18 protein-coding genes are annotated in these 15,706 nt (G+C 63.1%); 10 read left to right on the forward strand and 8 right to left on the reverse strand.

The features are described 5' to 3' along the window. Positions 1 to 32: 32 nt before the first annotated feature. Entirely contained in the window at positions 33 to 842 is an 810-nt protein-coding gene (locus NT26_RS20110) for an alpha/beta hydrolase (RefSeq protein WP_052641454.1), read from the reverse strand. Positions 843 to 1,018: 176 nt separating this feature from the next. On the opposite strand from NT26_RS20110, the gene infC reads away from it, so the two are divergent. The 6 genes from infC to NT26_RS20140 all read left to right on the forward strand — a co-directional run bounded on the left by infC (position 1,019) and on the right by NT26_RS20140 (position 6,763). Next, a complete protein-coding gene (gene infC, locus NT26_RS20115) occupies positions 1,019 to 1,555 on the forward strand; it encodes a translation initiation factor IF-3 (RefSeq protein WP_077547933.1) in 537 nt (178 codons plus the stop codon). Positions 1,556 to 1,754: 199 nt separating this feature from the next. Further along, positions 1,755 to 1,958 carry a 50S ribosomal protein L35 gene (gene rpmI, locus NT26_RS20120; RefSeq protein ID WP_052641458.1) on the forward strand — a complete coding sequence of 68 codons (204 nt, stop codon included), beginning with the start codon at positions 1,755 to 1,757 and terminating at the stop codon, positions 1,956 to 1,958. A gap of 39 nt (positions 1,959 to 1,997) precedes the next feature. Continuing rightward, positions 1,998 to 2,402 carry a 50S ribosomal protein L20 gene (gene rplT, locus NT26_RS20125; RefSeq protein WP_052641460.1) on the forward strand — a complete coding sequence of 135 codons (405 nt, stop codon included), beginning with the start codon at positions 1,998 to 2,000 and terminating at the stop codon, positions 2,400 to 2,402. 131 nt (positions 2,403 to 2,533) lie between these two features. Then, a complete protein-coding gene (gene pheS / locus NT26_RS20130; RefSeq protein ID WP_052641462.1) occupies positions 2,534 to 3,616 on the forward strand; it encodes a phenylalanine--tRNA ligase subunit alpha in 1,083 nt (360 codons plus the stop codon). Between the two features lie 16 nt (positions 3,617 to 3,632). After that, the gene (pheT, locus tag NT26_RS20135) at positions 3,633 to 6,056 is read left to right on the forward strand and encodes a phenylalanine--tRNA ligase subunit beta (protein ID WP_052641465.1); all 2,424 of its coding nucleotides are present in this window, start codon (positions 3,633 to 3,635) and stop codon (positions 6,054 to 6,056) included. 83 nt (positions 6,057 to 6,139) lie between these two features. Next, positions 6,140 to 6,763 (forward strand): hypothetical protein, encoded by a 624-nt coding sequence (locus tag NT26_RS20140; protein ID WP_052641468.1) that lies wholly within the window; start codon positions 6,140 to 6,142, stop codon positions 6,761 to 6,763. A gap of 1 nt (position 6,764) precedes the next feature. Here the strand turns inward: NT26_RS20140 and NT26_RS20145 are convergent, their stop codons facing one another. Both NT26_RS20145 and NT26_RS20150 read right to left on the reverse strand, forming a co-directional pair. After that, on the reverse strand, positions 6,765 to 6,989 hold the full coding sequence (locus tag NT26_RS20145) for a DUF3072 domain-containing protein (protein ID WP_052641470.1): 225 nt from the start codon (positions 6,987 to 6,989) through the stop codon (positions 6,765 to 6,767). A gap of 85 nt (positions 6,990 to 7,074) precedes the next feature. Further along, positions 7,075 to 7,299: a hypothetical protein gene (locus tag NT26_RS20150; protein ID WP_052641472.1), complete on the reverse strand. Its 225-nt coding sequence runs from the start codon at positions 7,297 to 7,299 to the stop codon at positions 7,075 to 7,077. Between the two features lie 166 nt (positions 7,300 to 7,465). Between NT26_RS20150 and NT26_RS20155 the strand changes: the two genes are divergently transcribed. Then, positions 7,466 to 8,452 (forward strand): Gfo/Idh/MocA family protein, encoded by a 987-nt coding sequence (locus NT26_RS20155; protein ID WP_052641475.1) that lies wholly within the window; start codon positions 7,466 to 7,468, stop codon positions 8,450 to 8,452. A gap of 3 nt (positions 8,453 to 8,455) precedes the next feature. Here the strand turns inward: NT26_RS20155 and NT26_RS20160 are convergent, their stop codons facing one another. Together NT26_RS20160 and NT26_RS20165 are read right to left on the reverse strand one after the other, a co-directional pair. Beyond that, complete coding sequence (locus tag NT26_RS20160; RefSeq protein WP_052641479.1) at positions 8,456 to 8,827, reverse strand: GtrA family protein; 372 nt, start codon at positions 8,825 to 8,827, stop codon at positions 8,456 to 8,458. Beyond that, positions 8,824 to 9,819 (reverse strand): glycosyltransferase, encoded by a 996-nt coding sequence (locus tag NT26_RS20165; protein WP_052641480.1) that lies wholly within the window; start codon positions 9,817 to 9,819, stop codon positions 8,824 to 8,826. Before NT26_RS20165 ends, NT26_RS20160 begins: the two co-directional genes overlap by 4 nt. A 115-nt stretch (positions 9,820 to 9,934) precedes the next feature. On the opposite strand from NT26_RS20165, the gene NT26_RS20170 reads away from it, so the two are divergent. Further along, positions 9,935 to 11,782 (forward strand): hypothetical protein, encoded by a 1,848-nt coding sequence (locus NT26_RS20170; RefSeq protein WP_052641482.1) that lies wholly within the window; start codon positions 9,935 to 9,937, stop codon positions 11,780 to 11,782. A gap of 265 nt (positions 11,783 to 12,047) precedes the next feature. On the opposite strand, the gene NT26_RS22875 is transcribed toward NT26_RS20170, so the two are convergent. Genes NT26_RS22875 through NT26_RS20180 form a run of 3 tightly spaced genes read right to left on the reverse strand, consistent with a single transcriptional unit; the run spans position 12,048 to position 13,394 of the window. Then, positions 12,048 to 12,200, reverse strand: a complete 153-nt coding sequence (locus NT26_RS22875; protein ID WP_156157151.1) for a hypothetical protein — start codon at positions 12,198 to 12,200, stop codon at positions 12,048 to 12,050. Between the two features lie 55 nt (positions 12,201 to 12,255). Further along, positions 12,256 to 13,131, reverse strand: coding sequence for a hypothetical protein (locus NT26_RS20175; protein ID WP_052641484.1), 876 nt, complete (start codon positions 13,129 to 13,131; stop codon positions 12,256 to 12,258). Then, positions 13,131 to 13,394 carry a spike base protein, RCAP_Rcc01079 family gene (locus tag NT26_RS20180; protein ID WP_052641486.1) on the reverse strand — a complete coding sequence of 88 codons (264 nt, stop codon included), beginning with the start codon at positions 13,392 to 13,394 and terminating at the stop codon, positions 13,131 to 13,133. The genes NT26_RS20175 and NT26_RS20180 overlap by 1 nt, the downstream gene beginning before the upstream one ends. 243 nt (positions 13,395 to 13,637) lie before the next feature. On the opposite strand from NT26_RS20180, the gene xseA reads away from it, so the two are divergent. Continuing rightward, positions 13,638 to 15,245 carry an exodeoxyribonuclease VII large subunit gene (gene xseA / locus NT26_RS20185; protein ID WP_052641489.1) on the forward strand — a complete coding sequence of 536 codons (1,608 nt, stop codon included), beginning with the start codon at positions 13,638 to 13,640 and terminating at the stop codon, positions 15,243 to 15,245. A gap of 98 nt (positions 15,246 to 15,343) precedes the next feature. After that, a complete protein-coding gene (locus NT26_RS20190) occupies positions 15,344 to 15,676 on the forward strand; it encodes a hypothetical protein (protein WP_052641491.1) in 333 nt (110 codons plus the stop codon). Positions 15,677 to 15,706: the final 30 nt, after the last annotated feature.

The following is a 15,706-nucleotide window of genomic DNA, read 5'->3' on the forward strand; positions in this document are numbered from 1 at the left end:
AAGGGTGATGCATTTGAGTATCAGCTTAATTATTAATCACAATTTATGAGGGTCGCGAGTGCCGAGCGCAGTTTGTCGAGGTCCTGCGGGCGGGACAGGCGGTGGTCGCCGTCGCGGATCAGCGTCAGGACAACGTCGTCTGCGGGAAGGTGCTCCATCAGCGTCAGGGCATGCTTGTAAGGCACGTCCGGATCCGCCATTCCCTGCAGGATATGCACCGGGCAGCCGGTCTCGATGATTCCCGTCAGGACCTGATTCGCTCGCCCGTCCTCGAGCAGGGCGCGGGTGTAGATGTTCGGTTCCGGGCTGTATTCCGAAGGCTCCTCGAAGTAGCCGGTGTCTTCCAGTGCCTGGCGCTGATCCTCGGTCAGGTGGGGCTCGATGAGTTCAGACGTGAAATCGGGAGCCGGAGCGATGAGGGCGAGGCCGTCAAGCGCGGGGCTGCCGCGGCGGCGCAACTCGCGTGCCAAGAGTAGCGCGATCCATCCTCCCATGGACGAGCCGACGAGGACAACCCGCGTGGGCTTCAAAGCGTCGAGCACGGCAAGCGCCTCCTCCAGCCAGCGGGAAATCGTGCCGTCACGAAACTCGCCGCCCGACGCTCCATGGCCGGAGTAATCGAAGCGGATCGCTTCAGAGCCGCATTCCGCCGCCAAAGCGTCCATCTCGATCGCCTTGGTGCCGCTCATGTCCGAGCGGTAGCCACCGAGCCACACGAGTGCGGGTACCTCGGGCCTGGTCTCCGCCGGGCGATGAAGGATCGCAATGTCCCGCGTCGAACCGGGAGGACCGACAAGGACGGACTTGGACTGCGGCGGCTTGATCTCGTAAGCTTCTGGCATGGGACTTCCTTATGTGTTGGCGCTTTATAAACCTGATTCCCGTCCCGCGGGCAGCGGGTGATTTTTTCGAAAAGCTATGCTATTGACTTCGCCGTCGTGATCACGACATTGCCGACGATTCCGCGATTTCAGCGGATTTGCGGCGTTCTAGGGAAACAGCCAAGGAGAATACGACCATTCGCAGACCGTTCAAAGCCGATGCCCCCGTCAAGGAAGGGCCGCGCTCAAACCGGGAAATCCGGGTTCCTAGGGTTCAGCTTATCGACGCCGATGGAAACAACCTCGGCCCCGTTGCGACAGACGAAGCGTTGAGGATGGCGGAAGACGCCGGCCTGGACCTTGTCGAGATCTCTCCGAACAATGATCCGCCGGTATGCAAGATCCTCGATCTGGGCAAGCTGAAATACGCCAACCAGAAGAAGGCTGCAGAAGCGCGCAAGAAGCAGAAGATCGTCGAGATCAAGGAAATCAAGATGCGCCCGAACATCGACACCCATGACTATGAGGTGAAGATGAAGGCGATCAACCGTTTCTTCGAGGATGGCGACAAGGTCCGTGTGACGCTGCGCTTCCGTGGCCGCGAGATGGCGCACCAGGAACTTGGTCTCAAGCTCCTGCAGCAGGTCAAGGAAGACACGGCGGAAATCGCCAAGGTCGAGGCCGAGCCGAAGCTCGAAGGTCGCCAGATGATGATGGTGCTGGCGCCGCGTTGAGCGCCGGTCCCCACGCCGGGGAGCCTTAGCAGAGGGCTTGAATCCGGCGGCAAAACCTTTCGCCAATGCCGTTGCGCTTTTTCCCGACTGCGGGTATAAGCGCGCGTCCGAACGGTCCGGCAGGGCATGCCGAGGCCGTTCTTAATATGCTTGAAGCTGGCCTCGTCAGCTGGCTTCACAAGAAGAATGGAGTAGCAAAATGCCCAAGATGAAGACGAAATCCTCCGCCAAGAAGCGGTTCAAGATCACGGCTTCCGGCAAGGTCCTCGCGGCCGCTGCTGGTAAGCGCCACGGAATGATCAAGCGGTCCAACAAGTTCATCCGCGATGCACGCGGCACGATGGTCCTTGCCGAACCAGATGGCAAGAAGGTCGTCAAGAACTACCTGCCGAACGGTCTCTGAGACCCTTTCGCTATTTGGATCATTTAAGGAGATCATGACATGGCACGCGTAAAACGTGGCGTAACGTCCCGCGCCAAGCACACCAAGACCCTCAAGGCCGCCAAGGGCTTCTACGGCCGCCGCAAGAACACCATCCGCGCCGCAAAGGCCGCGGTCGACCGTTCGCGCCAGTATGCCACCCGCGACCGTCGGGTTAAGAAGCGCAACTTCCGCGCCCTGTGGATCCAGCGTATCAACGCAGCCGTCCGCGAATCCGGCCTCACCTACGGCCGCTTCATCGACGGCCTGAACAAGGCCGGCATCGAAGTCGACCGCAAGGTCCTGTCCGACATGGCGATCCATGAGCCGGCTGCCTTCGGTGCCCTCGTCGAGGCTTCCAAGAAGGCTCTCGAGTACCTCAAGGATGCAGGCACGGCCAACGAGTTTGAAAGCGCGGTTCGTTAACCAGCGCTTCCCAGGCTCTTTAGCTTCATAGTTTTTGGGAAACCCGCGCTGGTTTGGGCTGGCGCGGGTTTTTCTTTTGCCCGTCACGACGCGACGTTAACAACGACGCCGAGCATCACACGGAAGAAACCATGTCCGATCTGGAAAACCTGAAAACATCGCTCCTGGCGGAGATCACCGCAGCCGGCGACGAGGCGGCGATCGAGGCCGTTCGTGTCAATGCGCTGGGCAAGAAGGGGTCGGTCTCCGAACTGCTGAAGACGCTGGGCGCCATGAGCGCCGAAGAGCGCCAGACGCGCGGGGCCGCGATCAACGCGCTGAAGAACGAGATCACCGAAGCGATCAATGCGCGCAAGACGGTGCTGAAGGATGCGGCGATCGAGGCGCGGCTGAAGGCGGAGACCGTGGATGTCTCGCTGCCGGTGCGGTCCTCGCCGGCCGAGCGCGGTCGCATCCACCCGATCAGCCAGATCGTCGACGAGATCACCGCCGTCTTCGCCGACATGGGCTTCTCGATTGCCGAAGGGCCAGATATCGAGACAGACTACTACAACTTCACGGCGCTGAATTTCCCGGAAGGCCATCCGGCCCGCGAGATGCACGACACCTTCTTCTTCCATGCGGACGAGAAGGGCGAGCGCAAGGTGCTGCGCACCCACACGTCGCCGGTACAGGTGCGGACCATGGAAGCGCAGAAGCCGCCGATCCGCATTGTCATTCCTGGCAAGACTTACCGGCAAGACTCGGACGCAACCCATTCCCCGATGTTCCACCAGGTCGAGGGGCTGGTCGTCGACAAAAAGAGCCATGTCGGTCACATGCGCTGGATCCTCGAAGAGTTCTGCAAGGCCTTCTTCGAGGTCGACAGCGTGACGATGCGCTTCCGCCCGTCCTTCTTCCCGTTCACCGAACCGAGCTTCGAGGTCGACATCCAGTGCGACCGCTCCGGCCCTATCGTGAAGTTCGGCGAGGGTTCCGACTGGATGGAAATCCTCGGCTGCGGCATGGTCCACCCGAACGTGCTGCGCGCCGGCGGACTTGATCCCGACGAGTACCAGGGATTTGCCTGGGGCATGGGGCTCGATCGCATCGCCATGCTGAAATACGGCATGCCGGACCTGCGCGACTTCTTCAACGCCGACGTCCGCTGGATGAACCACTACGGCTTCCGCCCGCTCGACATGCCGACGCTGTTCGGCGGCCTGAGCGCTTGAAGGGAGGGACAGACACATGAAATTCACACTCTCCTGGCTCAAGGATCACCTTGAGACCAACGCCACCCTCGACGAGATCTGCGAGCGCCTGACCGCGATCGGCCTCGAGGTCGAGGACGTCGACGACAAGGCTGCCTACAAGCCCTTCGTGATTGCCAAGGTCCTCTCTGCCGAGAAACACCCGTCGGCCGACCGGCTGAAGGTGCTGATGGTCGATGCCGGCGACGGCAAGCCGGTGCAGGTCGTCTGTGGCGCACCAAACGCGCGGGCAGGCCTGGTCGGTGCCCTGGCCCGGCCCGGCAGCTATGTCCCCGGCATCGACGTGACGCTGTCGGTAGGCAATATCCGCGGGGTCGAAAGCCACGGCATGATGTGTTCCGAGAAGGAGCTCGACATGTCGGACAACCACGAGGGCATCATCGACCTGCCGGTGGATGCGCCCGTGGGAAGTCCGTTTGCGAGCTATGCCGGCCTCGATGATCCGGTCGTCGAGATCAACCTGACACCGAACCGCCCGGATTGCACGTCGATCTACGGCATTGCCCGCGATCTGGCAGCCTCCGGCCTAGGCACCCTGAAGCAGCACGCCAAGCCGGCCTTCAAGACGGAGGGCGAGACTTCCGTCGACCTGAAGATCATCCTCGACGATGAGCGTCTCTGCCCGGGCTTCGGCCTGCGGCTCGTGCGCGGTGTGAAAAACGGCCCGAGCCCGGTCTGGATGCAGCAGCGGCTGAAGGCGATCGGCCTTCGCCCGATCAACGCTTTGGTCGATATCACCAACTACATGACTTTCGACCAGGGCCGCCCGATGCACGTCTTCGACGCAGCCAAGGTCAAGGGCGGGCTGACCGTCCGCCGCGCGCTCCAGGGCGAGACGGTCCTTGCACTCGACCAGCGGGAATACACGCTGACGCCGAACAATGTGGTGATCGCTGACGAGAACGGCGTCGAGTCGATCGGCGGCGTGATGGGCGGCGAGCATTCCGGCTGCGACGAGAACACGACTAACGTGCTGATCGAATCGGCGCTCTGGGACCCGATCAATATCGCCAAGACCGGCCGCTCGCTCGGCATCATTACCGATGCGCGCTACCGCTTCGAGCGCGGCGTCGATCCGGAATACATGGTGCCGGGGCTGGAGCGCACGACCGAACTGGTCCTGCAGCTCTGCGGCGGTACGGCGGCCGAGGCCAAGGTCGTGGGTTACAAAGGGTACCAACCGAAGGTGATCGACTTCCCGACTTCGGAGGTCAAGCGCCTGACGGGTCTCGACGTCTCGTCGGAGGAAAGCCGGGAAATCCTCGCGCGACTGGGTTTCGGCGTGAAGGGCGAAGGCAGCCGCCTGTCGGTCACCGTGCCCTCCTGGCGCCCGGACATCGACGGCAAGGCCGACCTCGTGGAAGAGGTGATGCGCATCCATGGCGTCGACCAGATCCTGCCCGAGCCGATCGACAATCTCGGTTCGGTCAACGGTCGAATCCTGACCACGCTGCAGGTCCGCAGCCGCACGGCCCGCCGGGCCCTGGCTGCGCGCGGTATGCTGGAGGCGGTTACGTGGTCCTTCATTTCGGAAGAGCACGCGAGGCTTTTCGGCGGTGGTGCGGCGAGCCTCAAGCTTGCCAACCCGATTGCCTCGGACATGTCGGACATGCGGCCATCGCTGTTGCCCGGCCTGCTGACGGCCGCACAGCGCAATGCCGACAAGGGCTATGGCGACGTGGCGATCTTCGAGGTGTCCGGTACCTACGAGAGCGATGCGCCCGAAGGTCAGCGCCGCGTCGCCGGCGGCGTGCGTCGCGGTACGGCGTCGATCAACGGCGCCGGTCGCCTCTGGTCGAACGCGACGAAGGGCGGCGGCAAGCCGGTCGATGTCTTCGACGCCAAGGCCGATGCGCTCGCCGTACTGGAAGCCTGTGGCCTGCCGATGGGCAATGTCCAGGTCGAGAAGGGTGCGCCAGCCTGGTACCACCCCGGCCGTTCCGGAACGATCAAGATGGGCCCGAAGGTGGTGCTCGGCCACTTCGGTGAGTTCCATCCCAAGACATTGGGAGCTCTCGATGTCTCCGGCGCGCTGTGCGGCTTCGAAGTCTATCTCGACGCCATGCCTGAACCGAAGAAGAAGGCGACCCGCACCAAGCCACCGCTGGAGCTGTCGCCCTTCCAGGTGGTGAAGCGCGACTTCGCCTTCGTGGTCGACAGCACTGTCGAGGCTGGTGCCATCATCAAGGCGGCCGCCAGCGCCGACCGCAAGCTGATCACCGGTGTCAACGTCTTCGATATCTTCGAAGGCGCCTCTCTCGGCGAGGGCCGCAAGTCCGTCGCCATCGAAGTGCTGATCCAGCCGGTCGAGCGGACGCTGACGGACGAGGACTTCGAGGCATTGACGGCCAAGATCGTCGGCAATGTCGAGAAGAGCACGGGCGGCACGCTACGGGCCTGACGCCCTGACCGGTATCGGGTGGTACCTTGCCATCTTGCGAGATAGCCTGTTCCTTCCGGGACTGGCTTTTTCATGAGGCAGGAATGCGCAAGCCGAATTCGATGAAGGGGCTGGAGGATCTCGGGCGCGTCAGGCTGTCGAGGAACTTCTTCTTCCGCGACTTCCTGTTTTCCGAGATCGCCGCCGTCCATGGCATAGCGAACCTGCCAGACGATCCGGATCTGGCGATCGAGTCAGGCAGGCGGCTCTGCGAAGACTTGCTGGAGCCGCTCCAGGCGACGTTCGGACGCCTTCACCTGCGATCCGGCTACCGTTCGGCGGCGGTCAACGAGTTCGGCAACAGACATGGCCTCAACTGCTCGACCAACGCCGCCTCGGCGGCGGACCATATCTGGGACATGCGCGACGCGGAGGGATGCATGGGCGCGACCGCCTGCATCGTTGTGCCCTGGCTGATCGATCATTGCCATGAGGAGGGTGACTGGCGGAAGATGGCCTGGTGGATCCACGACCACCTGCCCTACGCCTCGCTCTGTTTCTTCCCGAAGCTGTGGGCCTTCAACATCCAGTGGCACGAGAGGCCCGCGCGACGGATCATGAGTTATGCCGAGCCCCGCGGTGTGCTGACGAAGCCGGGAATGGCCAACCATGAAGGTGACCACTTGAGCTTCTATGAGAATTTTCCTGCCTGGAGGACCGCGGGTTAAGCTAAAGCTTGAGCTTCCCCTTCAGGGCATCGATGCGTTTCGATGCCTCCGCCTTGGTAAGATCATCCGCGAATGCGTCCGGCTCATGCGCCTGTTCGGTCAATGTTTTCAGGTAGGAGGTCTGGGCACCGGTCATAGGCTCGTCGCCCGTCACCCAGTCCTCGGGGTCCTTCTCCGTATTCGAGTTCGGATCCGCGTCCAGCTTGGGATTGTGTTGATCGACCATCTCACCCTCTCGGCTTGTGGTGTTCACCTAACGTTCTCTGCTGCGAACGGTTCCGCTGAGGAGAGCGATCAACCCGAGGCTGCCGTCAGGCAGAGCCCCGTTGCGGCTTCTCGATCTCTTCCTGGACCTCTTCCTTCAATCGCTCTCGCGCACTGCCGCCGGAAAGGTTTGCGCGAGCACGTCCGAGCGTTGCATCGTCTGCCTCGATCGGCCGGCTGCTGTCGTCCGGGATGCCCGCTCCGGATTGAGCTATCGTATCCTTCTGCGGCCTGTCGTTCATGCCGCCCGTGATCTTCTGGTCCTTGGTCATGATGCACCTCCTGATGAGGTGTAGAACAAGCGGCGACGGCTTTTGTGCCAGCGCCGTCGTGCTGATCGTGCAGGGAGCATCTGCGCCGTCTCATCCCCTACGGCATCGTTGCAACCGCCCGTTTGCGCCCCTATGGTGCGCCGGTAAATCAAGCGAGGAGATGACGATGTTGCGTTTCGGAATTCTGTCGACGGCAAAGATCGGTCGGGACATCGTCGTGTTGTCGCTGCAGGATGCGGAGAACTGCGTCGTCACCGCCGTCGCCAGTCGCGATCTCGGCAAGGCCCGGGAGATGGCCGCTCGGTTCTCGGTGCCGCACGCCTTCGGTTCCTACGAGGAGATGCTGGCTTCGGACGTGATCGACGCGGTCTATATCCCGCTACCAACGAGCCAGCATGTGGAATGGTCTATCAAGGCCGCCGATGCCGGCAAGCACGTGCTGTGCGAAAAGCCCATTGCGCTCAAGGCCGACGATATCGATGCGCTGATCGCGGCGCGGGACCGCAACAGAGTGCTGATCGCCGAAGCCTTCATGGTGACCTATGCACCGGTCTGGCTGAAGGTTCGCGAGTTGATCGCCGAAGGAGCGATCGGCCGACTGCGTCACGTCCAGGGGGCTTTCACCTATTTTAATCGCGACGCCGGCAATATGCGCAATATCCCCGAGCTCGGCGGCGGTGCGTTACCCGATATCGGCGTCTACCCCGCGATCACGACCCGCTTCGCCACCGGTCGCGAGCCTCTGCGGGTGCAGGCTGTCACGGAGCGGGATGCCGAGTTTGGCACGGACATCTATTCGAGCGTCAAGGCGGACTTCGGCGATTTCGAGATGAGCTTCTATGTGGCCACTCAGATGGCAAACCGGCAGGTCATGGTCTTCCACGGAACCGAGGGCTATATCGAAGTGAAGTCGCCCTTCAATGCCGAGCGCTGGGGTGCCGAGGAGATCGAACTTACCAACCAGAAGCACACCGAGTCACAGATCTTCCGCTTCCAGGACAGCCGTCAGTACCGGCGCCAGGCCGAGGCGTTTGCACGCGCCGTCGCTGGTGAGAAATCCGAGGTGGTGACGCTTGAGAATTCGGTGAAGAACCAGCGCTTCATCGATGCAATCTATCGGGCCAGCAGCCATGACGGATGGGAAAAGGTCTAGACGTCAGCGTCCAAAGACGAAGCGCGAATAGCCGAAGAAACTGTAGGCCATGGCGGCGATCGAGGCAAAGACGATCGCCGCTACCGGCTGTATGGGCAAGCGGTAGATCAGCGCCGAGTAGACGGCGTAGTTCAGAAGCGCTGCGGTGACGCCGACCGCCCAGTAGCGGAAGCCTTCTGCCGCGAGCGACGAGGACGACCGACCGAAGGTGAAACTCCGGTTGAAGAACCAAGTGGCCGCCATCGCCGTCATGATCGCCGGAATACGGGCGAGGAACGGGCTCATTGGCGTGAACGCGATCAGGAAATGCGTCAGCCCTGCATCGATCGCGAACCCGGTTCCGCCGGCGATCACGAACCAGACAAGCCTTCTCATGCGGCGTCGGCGCGGCGCGATGTTTTGCCCGGCGAGACGGCTTCCGCGTCCCGCGAGGTCGTGCTGACGATGCCGGGCTGGCTGATATAGGAAAGCCGAAGCTGTTCGTTGCGGGCCCTCGAGAGCGAGTCGAGGATGAGCCCCGCCGTAAAGACGAGCAGCGACACCATCATCAGCGCCATCGACAGAATCCAGGTCGGCACACGGCTGACGAAGCCGGTGTGGAAGTACTCCGCCAGGACCGGCAGCATGAAGGCGATGCTTGCGGCCAGGACTGCGCCGCTGATCAGCCCGAAGAAGACGAACGGACGCGTTTCCTTCATCAGCATGGCGAACATCCAGAGGATGCGACTGCCATCGCGGAAGGTCGACAGTTTCGAATGCGAGCCCTCGGGCCGACGCCCGTAATGCAGCTCGATCTCGCTGACCGGCAGCTTGAGCCGCGAAGCATGGACCGACATCTCGGTTTCGATCTCGAATCCGCCGGAGACTGCCGGGAAGCTCTTCACGAAACGGCGGGAAAAGGCGCGGTAGCCGGAGAAGATGTCGGTAAAATCGCGGCCGAAGATCGTCTGGTAGAGAAGGTTGAAGAGGCGGTTGCCCGCCGCGTGGCCTTGACGCCCCGCGTCCGCAAGCACACCCCGGCGGGTGCCGACGACCATATCGGCCCTCTCGGTCAACAGCGTGCGTACAAGCTCCTCTGCGTCGGCGGGAGCATAGGTGCCGTCGCCATCGGCCATGATGTAGATGTCGGCGTCGATGTCTGCGAACATGCGCCGGACGACATGGCCTTTGCCCTGCCGCCGTTCACGCACCACATGGGCGCCGGCGAGCATCGCCTTCAATGCCGTCCCGTCTGTGGAATTGTTGTCGTAGACATAGATGCGCGCCGCCGGCAGAGCGGCGCGGAAGCCGAGCACCACGTCGCCGATCGTGGCTGCCTCATTGTAACAGGGGAGAAGGATCGCGATGTCGACGGAACTGACGGTCATGATTTTCACTCGCTACCCGGAAAATCGGCGCAGGTTCGTCCGGCGCGGCGGCTTTACTATTTCTTGGGAAGGTTAAGGCTAGGTTTCCGCCGAGAAAACAAGACGCCGGAAGCCGATGCCAGACGCCGCGGCCGCACATTTGCAGCAAGCACAGCCTGAACGCCGGCCACTGTCGGGGCGTCCCGGGCTGCTCAGTCTCCTCTACGCGCTGGTAACGATCGCCTTCATGCTGGCGATGTTCGTCCCCTCCGCAACGGACTATGTCGGCCCCGACAATGACGATGTGATGCGCCTGGTACAGGTGAGGGACCTTCTCGCGGGGCAGGGCTGGTTCGACCTCATGCAGTACCGGCTGGGCCTCGAGGGTGGCACCTTGATGCACTGGTCGCGGCTCGTGGACCTGCCGATCGCGGCATTGATCCGGATGGGAATGCTGGTCCTGCCGCAGGATCAGGCAGAAGCCCTGGCGCTCACCACCTGGCCACTCCTGCTCATCCCCTGCCTCCTCTACCCGATCGGGCTAGCCGCTGGACGCCTTTCGGGGCCGGCGGCGATGAATATTGCACTCGGCCTCGCCAGCCTTTTCGCCTTCACCAATATCCGCTTCCACCCCGGCTCGATCGACCACCACAACATCCAGTCGGTCCTGGTGGTGTGGATTGCGGCCATGCTCGTCGATCCTGACCGCAGCGCGCGGAGCTATGTCGTGGCCGGGGCGGCTGCCGCGCTTGCGATCGCAATCGGGGCGGAGACGGTGCCGGTGGTGGCGGTCGCTTGCCTCTGCGTCGCGCTTCAATGGATCTGGCACGGCGACGCGATGTCCCGACCGGCCCGCGCCTTCGGGGTTTCCCTTGCACTGGGGATCACTGCGGCCTTCCTGCTGACCATTCCGCCCGCCCGCTACGGCGTGGTGACATGCGACAGCCTCTCGCTCGGCTTCTATGCCCTTGCCGCCATGGGCGGTACGCTCATGGCGGGCGCGACCTATCTGCCCGTCGATCACGGCATCCGCGGCCGTCTCGTTGCCGCTGCGGGCATCGCCGTAGCACTCGCTGCAGCCGCCCTGCTGATCGCCCCGCAATGCCTGGGCAGCCCCTTGGCCAACCTCGATCCCATGCTGGTGACGCTGTGGCTGGACGCTGTCACCGAGGCGCAGTCCATCGTCGGCATCGTAATCCGCGATCCCCATGCGCTCGGCGGTTACTATGCCGTCGGCTTCTTCGCCGCCATGGTCTGCCTTTTCCGTATCCTGCAGAACCAGGATCGGGAGGCGCATGTCGTCCTCCTGCTGCTGATCGCGGCAAGCTGGATGGTCGCTCTCGTGCAGGTGCGCGGGTTCTTCTTTGCTAACATGCTGGCAATCCTGCCGCTGGCGCTCCTGATCGCCGACCTCCGGCGCGGCTCGCAGGCGGACCCGGAAAGCCCAAATGCGGCCTTCGCCTATGTGATGACGGTCCTGATGGCGGTGCCGGCCGTCTGGGCGCTGGCGGGTGCGTTGATCGACCACAACGCCGAAGGATCGCTCGGCATGGAGACGCTCACCCAGGACAGCGGCGCCCGACCGGTCCCGGGGGAATGCTCGGCAGAGGACGGGCTGCCGCTTCTGGCGGGCCTGGAGCCCGGCGTCGTGGCCGCACCCTCGAACAGCGGCGCCGAAATCCTGCGCTACACCGCCCACCGGGTGCTTGCGGCGCCCTACCATCGCAACCAGGGTGGCATGCTGACGGAACTGCACATCGGGCTCGCCCTGCCGGCCGAGAGCGAAGCCTTCCTGCGCGGCGCCGGCGTCAAGCTGCTTGCCTTCTGTGCGGGTGACCCGCAGACACGGTCGCTGATCCGAATGAAGCCGGATGGCCTCTATGCTGCGCTCGCGCGGGGCGACGTCCCGACCTACTTGGCGCCGATCGGACGTACGGGGGAGGGTGACGGCTTTATCGTTTACCAAGTGGCAGCGGTTCGCTGAGAGGATGAAGGGGTATGGCTTCACTCGTCAAACACCTGCTAGCGACGCGTCATGCAGATTGGGCGGTGAGCGGCATGAGGACAAACCGGGCAGCAGCTAAGGCGCAGGGGTCAGAGCACGACCGCCAAAATTAGTATGATCGCGATCCATAGTATGAGGCTGATCGCCAATGCCCAGAGATAGTTCCGAAAACGCTTCGTCATTGAGCTTATATTAGGACGCGCCCAAAAACTGTCATGCAGGGTTGACGAGAATGGTTTAGGGCTCACGAAAGCGGAAGGCGAACCCGTGTCGAAACTAGACGCGGGCCGGACAGGCGCAAGCGCGGCCCCTTCATCATCTGCAGGTTGCGGTAGGCAGTATCCGCTTTGACGCTGAAGCCGTCACCATGCTGCTTGTCGACGTTGACGAGTGTCATGATGAGGTTGCCATCCGTTGATGTGTGACGAGCCGAGAGGTTGCGTCCATGCGTGCTATTCTGAATAGAGGTTTCTGAAGGCGGGAACGACGATGTTGCGAATGTCGGCGTCGGTTGTCTCGACCGAGCGGATCAACGTGCCGTAGATGCGTCCGCTGAAGAAGTCGGAAGCCCCACCTTCCAGAGAGCCGATCTTGTAGCTACTCCCCGCGCCATCCATGTTTGCCACCCGTGCTTCGTCGATGACGAGCGGGTCGGAGTAAGTGCTGAGGTAGCAGCGGCGGCGCCCGCTTCCCCATGTCTGGATCATCACCACATCCGTGCCGCGGATATCGGACGAGCCGGGAAGACTGATGATCTGGTCATTGAAAACAAAGGATGGAAGGCCGGTCGCCGTTAAGGCCAGACGACACCGCTTGTTGCCCGAGAAGGTCCCGCCGGCAATCATTGCCTGCGTCGCGGCAATGCCGGCAGTTGCCCGGAAAGCCGAGACGATCGTTCCGGAAGCGCCAGGGACCAGGCCCGGCACGTTCGTCATATCGTCCACACCGTCGTAGAGCAGGAAGGGCTTCGGACCCGTCTGCCATTTCGGCTTTGCTGCGCCGGTGGCCTGGGTCGCGTGATTGCCGGGAACGGCCGAAGGTCCGGCGTACCCGCCTTCCGCAAAGACTTGCGCATAGGTCCTCGTGCCGTGGCTGGACCAGTCCATGTCCAGCCCGACGACATCACCGGACGCCGCGGGATTGGCGCCTCCGGTTGGATTGGCGAAGCGGCGGTCAGTCCTGGCATAGTCCCAGATCAGTGCCGTTCCGACATCACTCTGGATGAGGTTGAGAAGGCGAGACGCTGCACTGCCGCCCTTGCCCAAGGCCAGCGTCGTGCCGGCGGTCCTGACTGCAGCCATGTTCAGGCCGATCGAGAACGATACCATCACACCAGCCCCACCAGGTTACCGGCCGTCGTGCCTGTCGCCAGGATGCGCGTGGCGCGGACGGGCAAGAGGCTCGCCGGCGAAATCCCGGAGAATGTGAGGGTTTCGCCGGAGAGCATGCGGAGGCAGAGATCACCCCCGCTGCCGACATAGATCGCGCGTGTGGTTTCCGGCAGGTCTGCTGCATCATTGGGCGTGATGGCAAAGCCGGAGGAGGCGGGGCCGGACAAGGAGGTTTGGACATTGGCAAAGCGATCGGGCATGTGACGTCTCCGTGGGTTCTGCAGCCATTGTCGGGCCATGCATTCCCGCGGGGATGACTCGACATGACGTTTTTCGGCTGCCGTCAAACGCCTTGAGTGAAAGGATGTCGCCGCCTCAACGGGTTAGCTGCTGTGCGATCGCAGAGGCGGGCCGGCCATCAGTCGCTACCGGCGCGAGGATGCGGCTTCGACATCCCCGCATCGGGCAGGTGAAATGCTGGCCGCCTTCCTGTAAAAGGAGGCATGAACACTTTTGCCGCCAGGGATTCGCAGACAAATCTTCTCGAGGTCACGGTTTCGGAACTGTCCGGTTCGATCAAGCGGACGGTCGAGACCGCCTTCGACCATGTTCGCGTCCGGGGCGAGATTTCCGGCTATCGCGGACAGCATTCCTCTGGCCATGCCTATTTCTGCCTGAAGGATGATAGGGCGCGGATCGATGCGGTCATCTGGAAGGGAACCTTCCCCCGCCTTCGGTTCAAGCCGGAAGAGGGGATGGAGGTCATCGCCACCGGCAAGGTGACGACCTTCCCTGGCTCGTCGAAATATCAGATCGTTATCGAAAACATGGAGCCGGCCGGCGCCGGCGCGCTGATGGCGCTCCTGGAGGAACGGCGCCGCCGCCTGGCGGAGGAAGGCCTTTTCGATCAGGCCCGCAAGCGCCCCTTGCCTTTCATGCCGCAGGTCATCGGTGTCGTGACCTCGCCGACCGGCGCTGTCATTCGCGACATCCTGCACCGCATCACCGACCGCTTCCCGGTTCGCGTGATCGTCTGGCCGGTGAAGGTGCAGGGCGAAGGTTCCGGTGACGAGGTGGCTTCGGCAATCCGGGGCTTCAATGACATACCGATGGACGGGCCTGTGAAGCGTCCGGACGTGCTGATCGTCGCGCGCGGCGGCGGCAGCCTCGAAGACCTCTGGGGCTTCAATGACGAAGCCGTCGTGCGCGCCGCAGCGGAAAGCCGGATCCCGCTCATCTCCGCGGTTGGCCATGAGACGGATTGGACGCTGATCGATCACGCCGCCGATATGCGGGCGCCGACACCCACGGGTGCCGCCGAAATGGCGGTCCCGGTGAAGGCGGAACTGGACGCGCAGGTCGCGAGCCTTTCGGCGCGACTGCGGGGCTGCGCCAGCCGGCACATGGAACATCGCCGCCAGTCGGTCCGCGCGCTCGTTCGTGCGCTGCCGTCCCTCGATCAGTTGCTCGCGCTCCCGCGCCGTCGCTTCGACGAGGCGGCTGCCGGTCTTGGCCGCGGCCTCGAGCGCACTACGGTTATTAAGCGTCGCAGCCTCGATCAGGCAACGGCGGGGCTGCGTCTCGAGATTCTGGCAAACCGTGTGTCGGAGCGACGCCGCTTCATCGGCGAGCAGGTCCTGCGCAAGGAGCGCTGCCTCGAGCGGCACATGCTGAAGGAGCATAGCCGCGTCGCGAAAGCCGCCACCGCGCTTGGCGCATTGCCGGCGCGACTGGCGGGCCAGCTGCAGCGCGAGCGTCAGCACCTGACCGCCCTGATGCGCCAGGCGGATACCGCGGTTTCCTATGCCCTGATACGCAACCGCGGCCTCGTGACGGGGCAGGATCGCGTCCTGCAATCGCTCTCCTACAAGAACGTGCTGAAACGTGGCTACGCGGTGGTGCGTGATGCCGGAGACCGGCCGCTGACGCGCGCTGCGGACGTATCGGCCGGACAGTTCCTGGAGATCGAGTTTGCGGACGAGCGGATCAACACGGTCGCATGCGGGGACAGCCCTCCCGCCTCGCCACCGGGCGCAGAGACTGCCCGCAAGCGCCCTGCCGCCAGGACGGCACTACCCGGGGAGCCGCCGAAACAGGGTAGCCTGTTCTGAGGGCCGCAGGCCCCCGACCACTTAAAATTTGTCTGCGCTGGCCTAGGTAAAGAGGAGAGGGCGGTCCTGTCCGCCTGCTGACCTCTCGGGAGTGCGCGATGAAAAGGAACCTGCTTGCCGCTGCCATTGGCATCCTGATGGGTGCTTCGATTGCTGGCCCGACCAATGCCGGGCAGAGCGATGTTTCCGTCTTCCTGTTCGGCCGAATCTACAATGACGGGGTTACGGCCATCTCGGTCTCCGAGGGTCGTTCGGAAGACGAACGCCATCCGTCCTACTTCCTCATCCCGGCGCGGATGCGGATCGCCCAGCAGATCGTCATGGGCGACGCTTCGCTGCTGGACGCGCTGGCGCGCCGCGATATTGCGGTCCACAACGTGCTGTGGGTACAGGCGGCAGCCAATGGCGGCAAGGTCATTTACTATCGGTGACCGACGACCGGCCGGCGATGATTTCCGGCC

The organism is Pseudorhizobium banfieldiae (assembly GCF_000967425.1).
Taxonomy (GTDB): Bacteria; Pseudomonadota; Alphaproteobacteria; order Rhizobiales; family Rhizobiaceae; genus Neorhizobium; species Neorhizobium banfieldiae.

Excerpts from the sequence above, each read along its gene's own strand:
- rplT (WP_052641460.1), top strand. The coding sequence starts at position 1,998 with ATGGCACGCGTAAAACGTGGCGTAACGTCCCGCGCCAAGCACACCAAG.
- pheS (WP_052641462.1), top strand. The coding sequence starts at position 2,534 with ATGTCCGATCTGGAAAACCTGAAAACATCGCTCCTGGCGGAGATCACC.
- NT26_RS20180 (WP_052641486.1), bottom strand. The coding sequence starts at position 13,394 with ATGCCCGATCGCTTTGCCAATGTCCAAACCTCCTTGTCCGGCCCCGCC.
- NT26_RS20190 (WP_052641491.1), top strand. The coding sequence starts at position 15,344 with ATGAAAAGGAACCTGCTTGCCGCTGCCATTGGCATCCTGATGGGTGCT.
- NT26_RS20145 (WP_052641470.1), bottom strand. The coding sequence starts at position 6,989 with ATGGTCGATCAACACAATCCCAAGCTGGACGCGGATCCGAACTCGAAT.
- rpmI (WP_052641458.1), top strand. The coding sequence starts at position 1,755 with ATGCCCAAGATGAAGACGAAATCCTCCGCCAAGAAGCGGTTCAAGATC.
- NT26_RS20110 (WP_052641454.1), bottom strand. The coding sequence starts at position 842 with ATGCCAGAAGCTTACGAGATCAAGCCGCCGCAGTCCAAGTCCGTCCTT.
- NT26_RS22875 (WP_156157151.1), bottom strand. The coding sequence starts at position 12,200 with ATGACACTCGTCAACGTCGACAAGCAGCATGGTGACGGCTTCAGCGTC.
- NT26_RS20175 (WP_052641484.1), bottom strand. The coding sequence starts at position 13,131 with ATGGTATCGTTCTCGATCGGCCTGAACATGGCTGCAGTCAGGACCGCC.
- NT26_RS20170 (WP_052641482.1), top strand. The coding sequence starts at position 9,935 with ATGCCAGACGCCGCGGCCGCACATTTGCAGCAAGCACAGCCTGAACGC.
- NT26_RS20140 (WP_052641468.1), top strand. The coding sequence starts at position 6,140 with ATGCGCAAGCCGAATTCGATGAAGGGGCTGGAGGATCTCGGGCGCGTC.
- NT26_RS20155 (WP_052641475.1), top strand. The coding sequence starts at position 7,466 with ATGTTGCGTTTCGGAATTCTGTCGACGGCAAAGATCGGTCGGGACATC.
- pheT (WP_052641465.1), top strand. The coding sequence starts at position 3,633 with ATGAAATTCACACTCTCCTGGCTCAAGGATCACCTTGAGACCAACGCC.
- NT26_RS20160 (WP_052641479.1), bottom strand. The coding sequence starts at position 8,827 with ATGAGAAGGCTTGTCTGGTTCGTGATCGCCGGCGGAACCGGGTTCGCG.
- NT26_RS20150 (WP_052641472.1), bottom strand. The coding sequence starts at position 7,299 with ATGACCAAGGACCAGAAGATCACGGGCGGCATGAACGACAGGCCGCAG.
- xseA (WP_052641489.1), top strand. The coding sequence starts at position 13,638 with ATGAACACTTTTGCCGCCAGGGATTCGCAGACAAATCTTCTCGAGGTC.
- NT26_RS20165 (WP_052641480.1), bottom strand. The coding sequence starts at position 9,819 with ATGACCGTCAGTTCCGTCGACATCGCGATCCTTCTCCCCTGTTACAAT.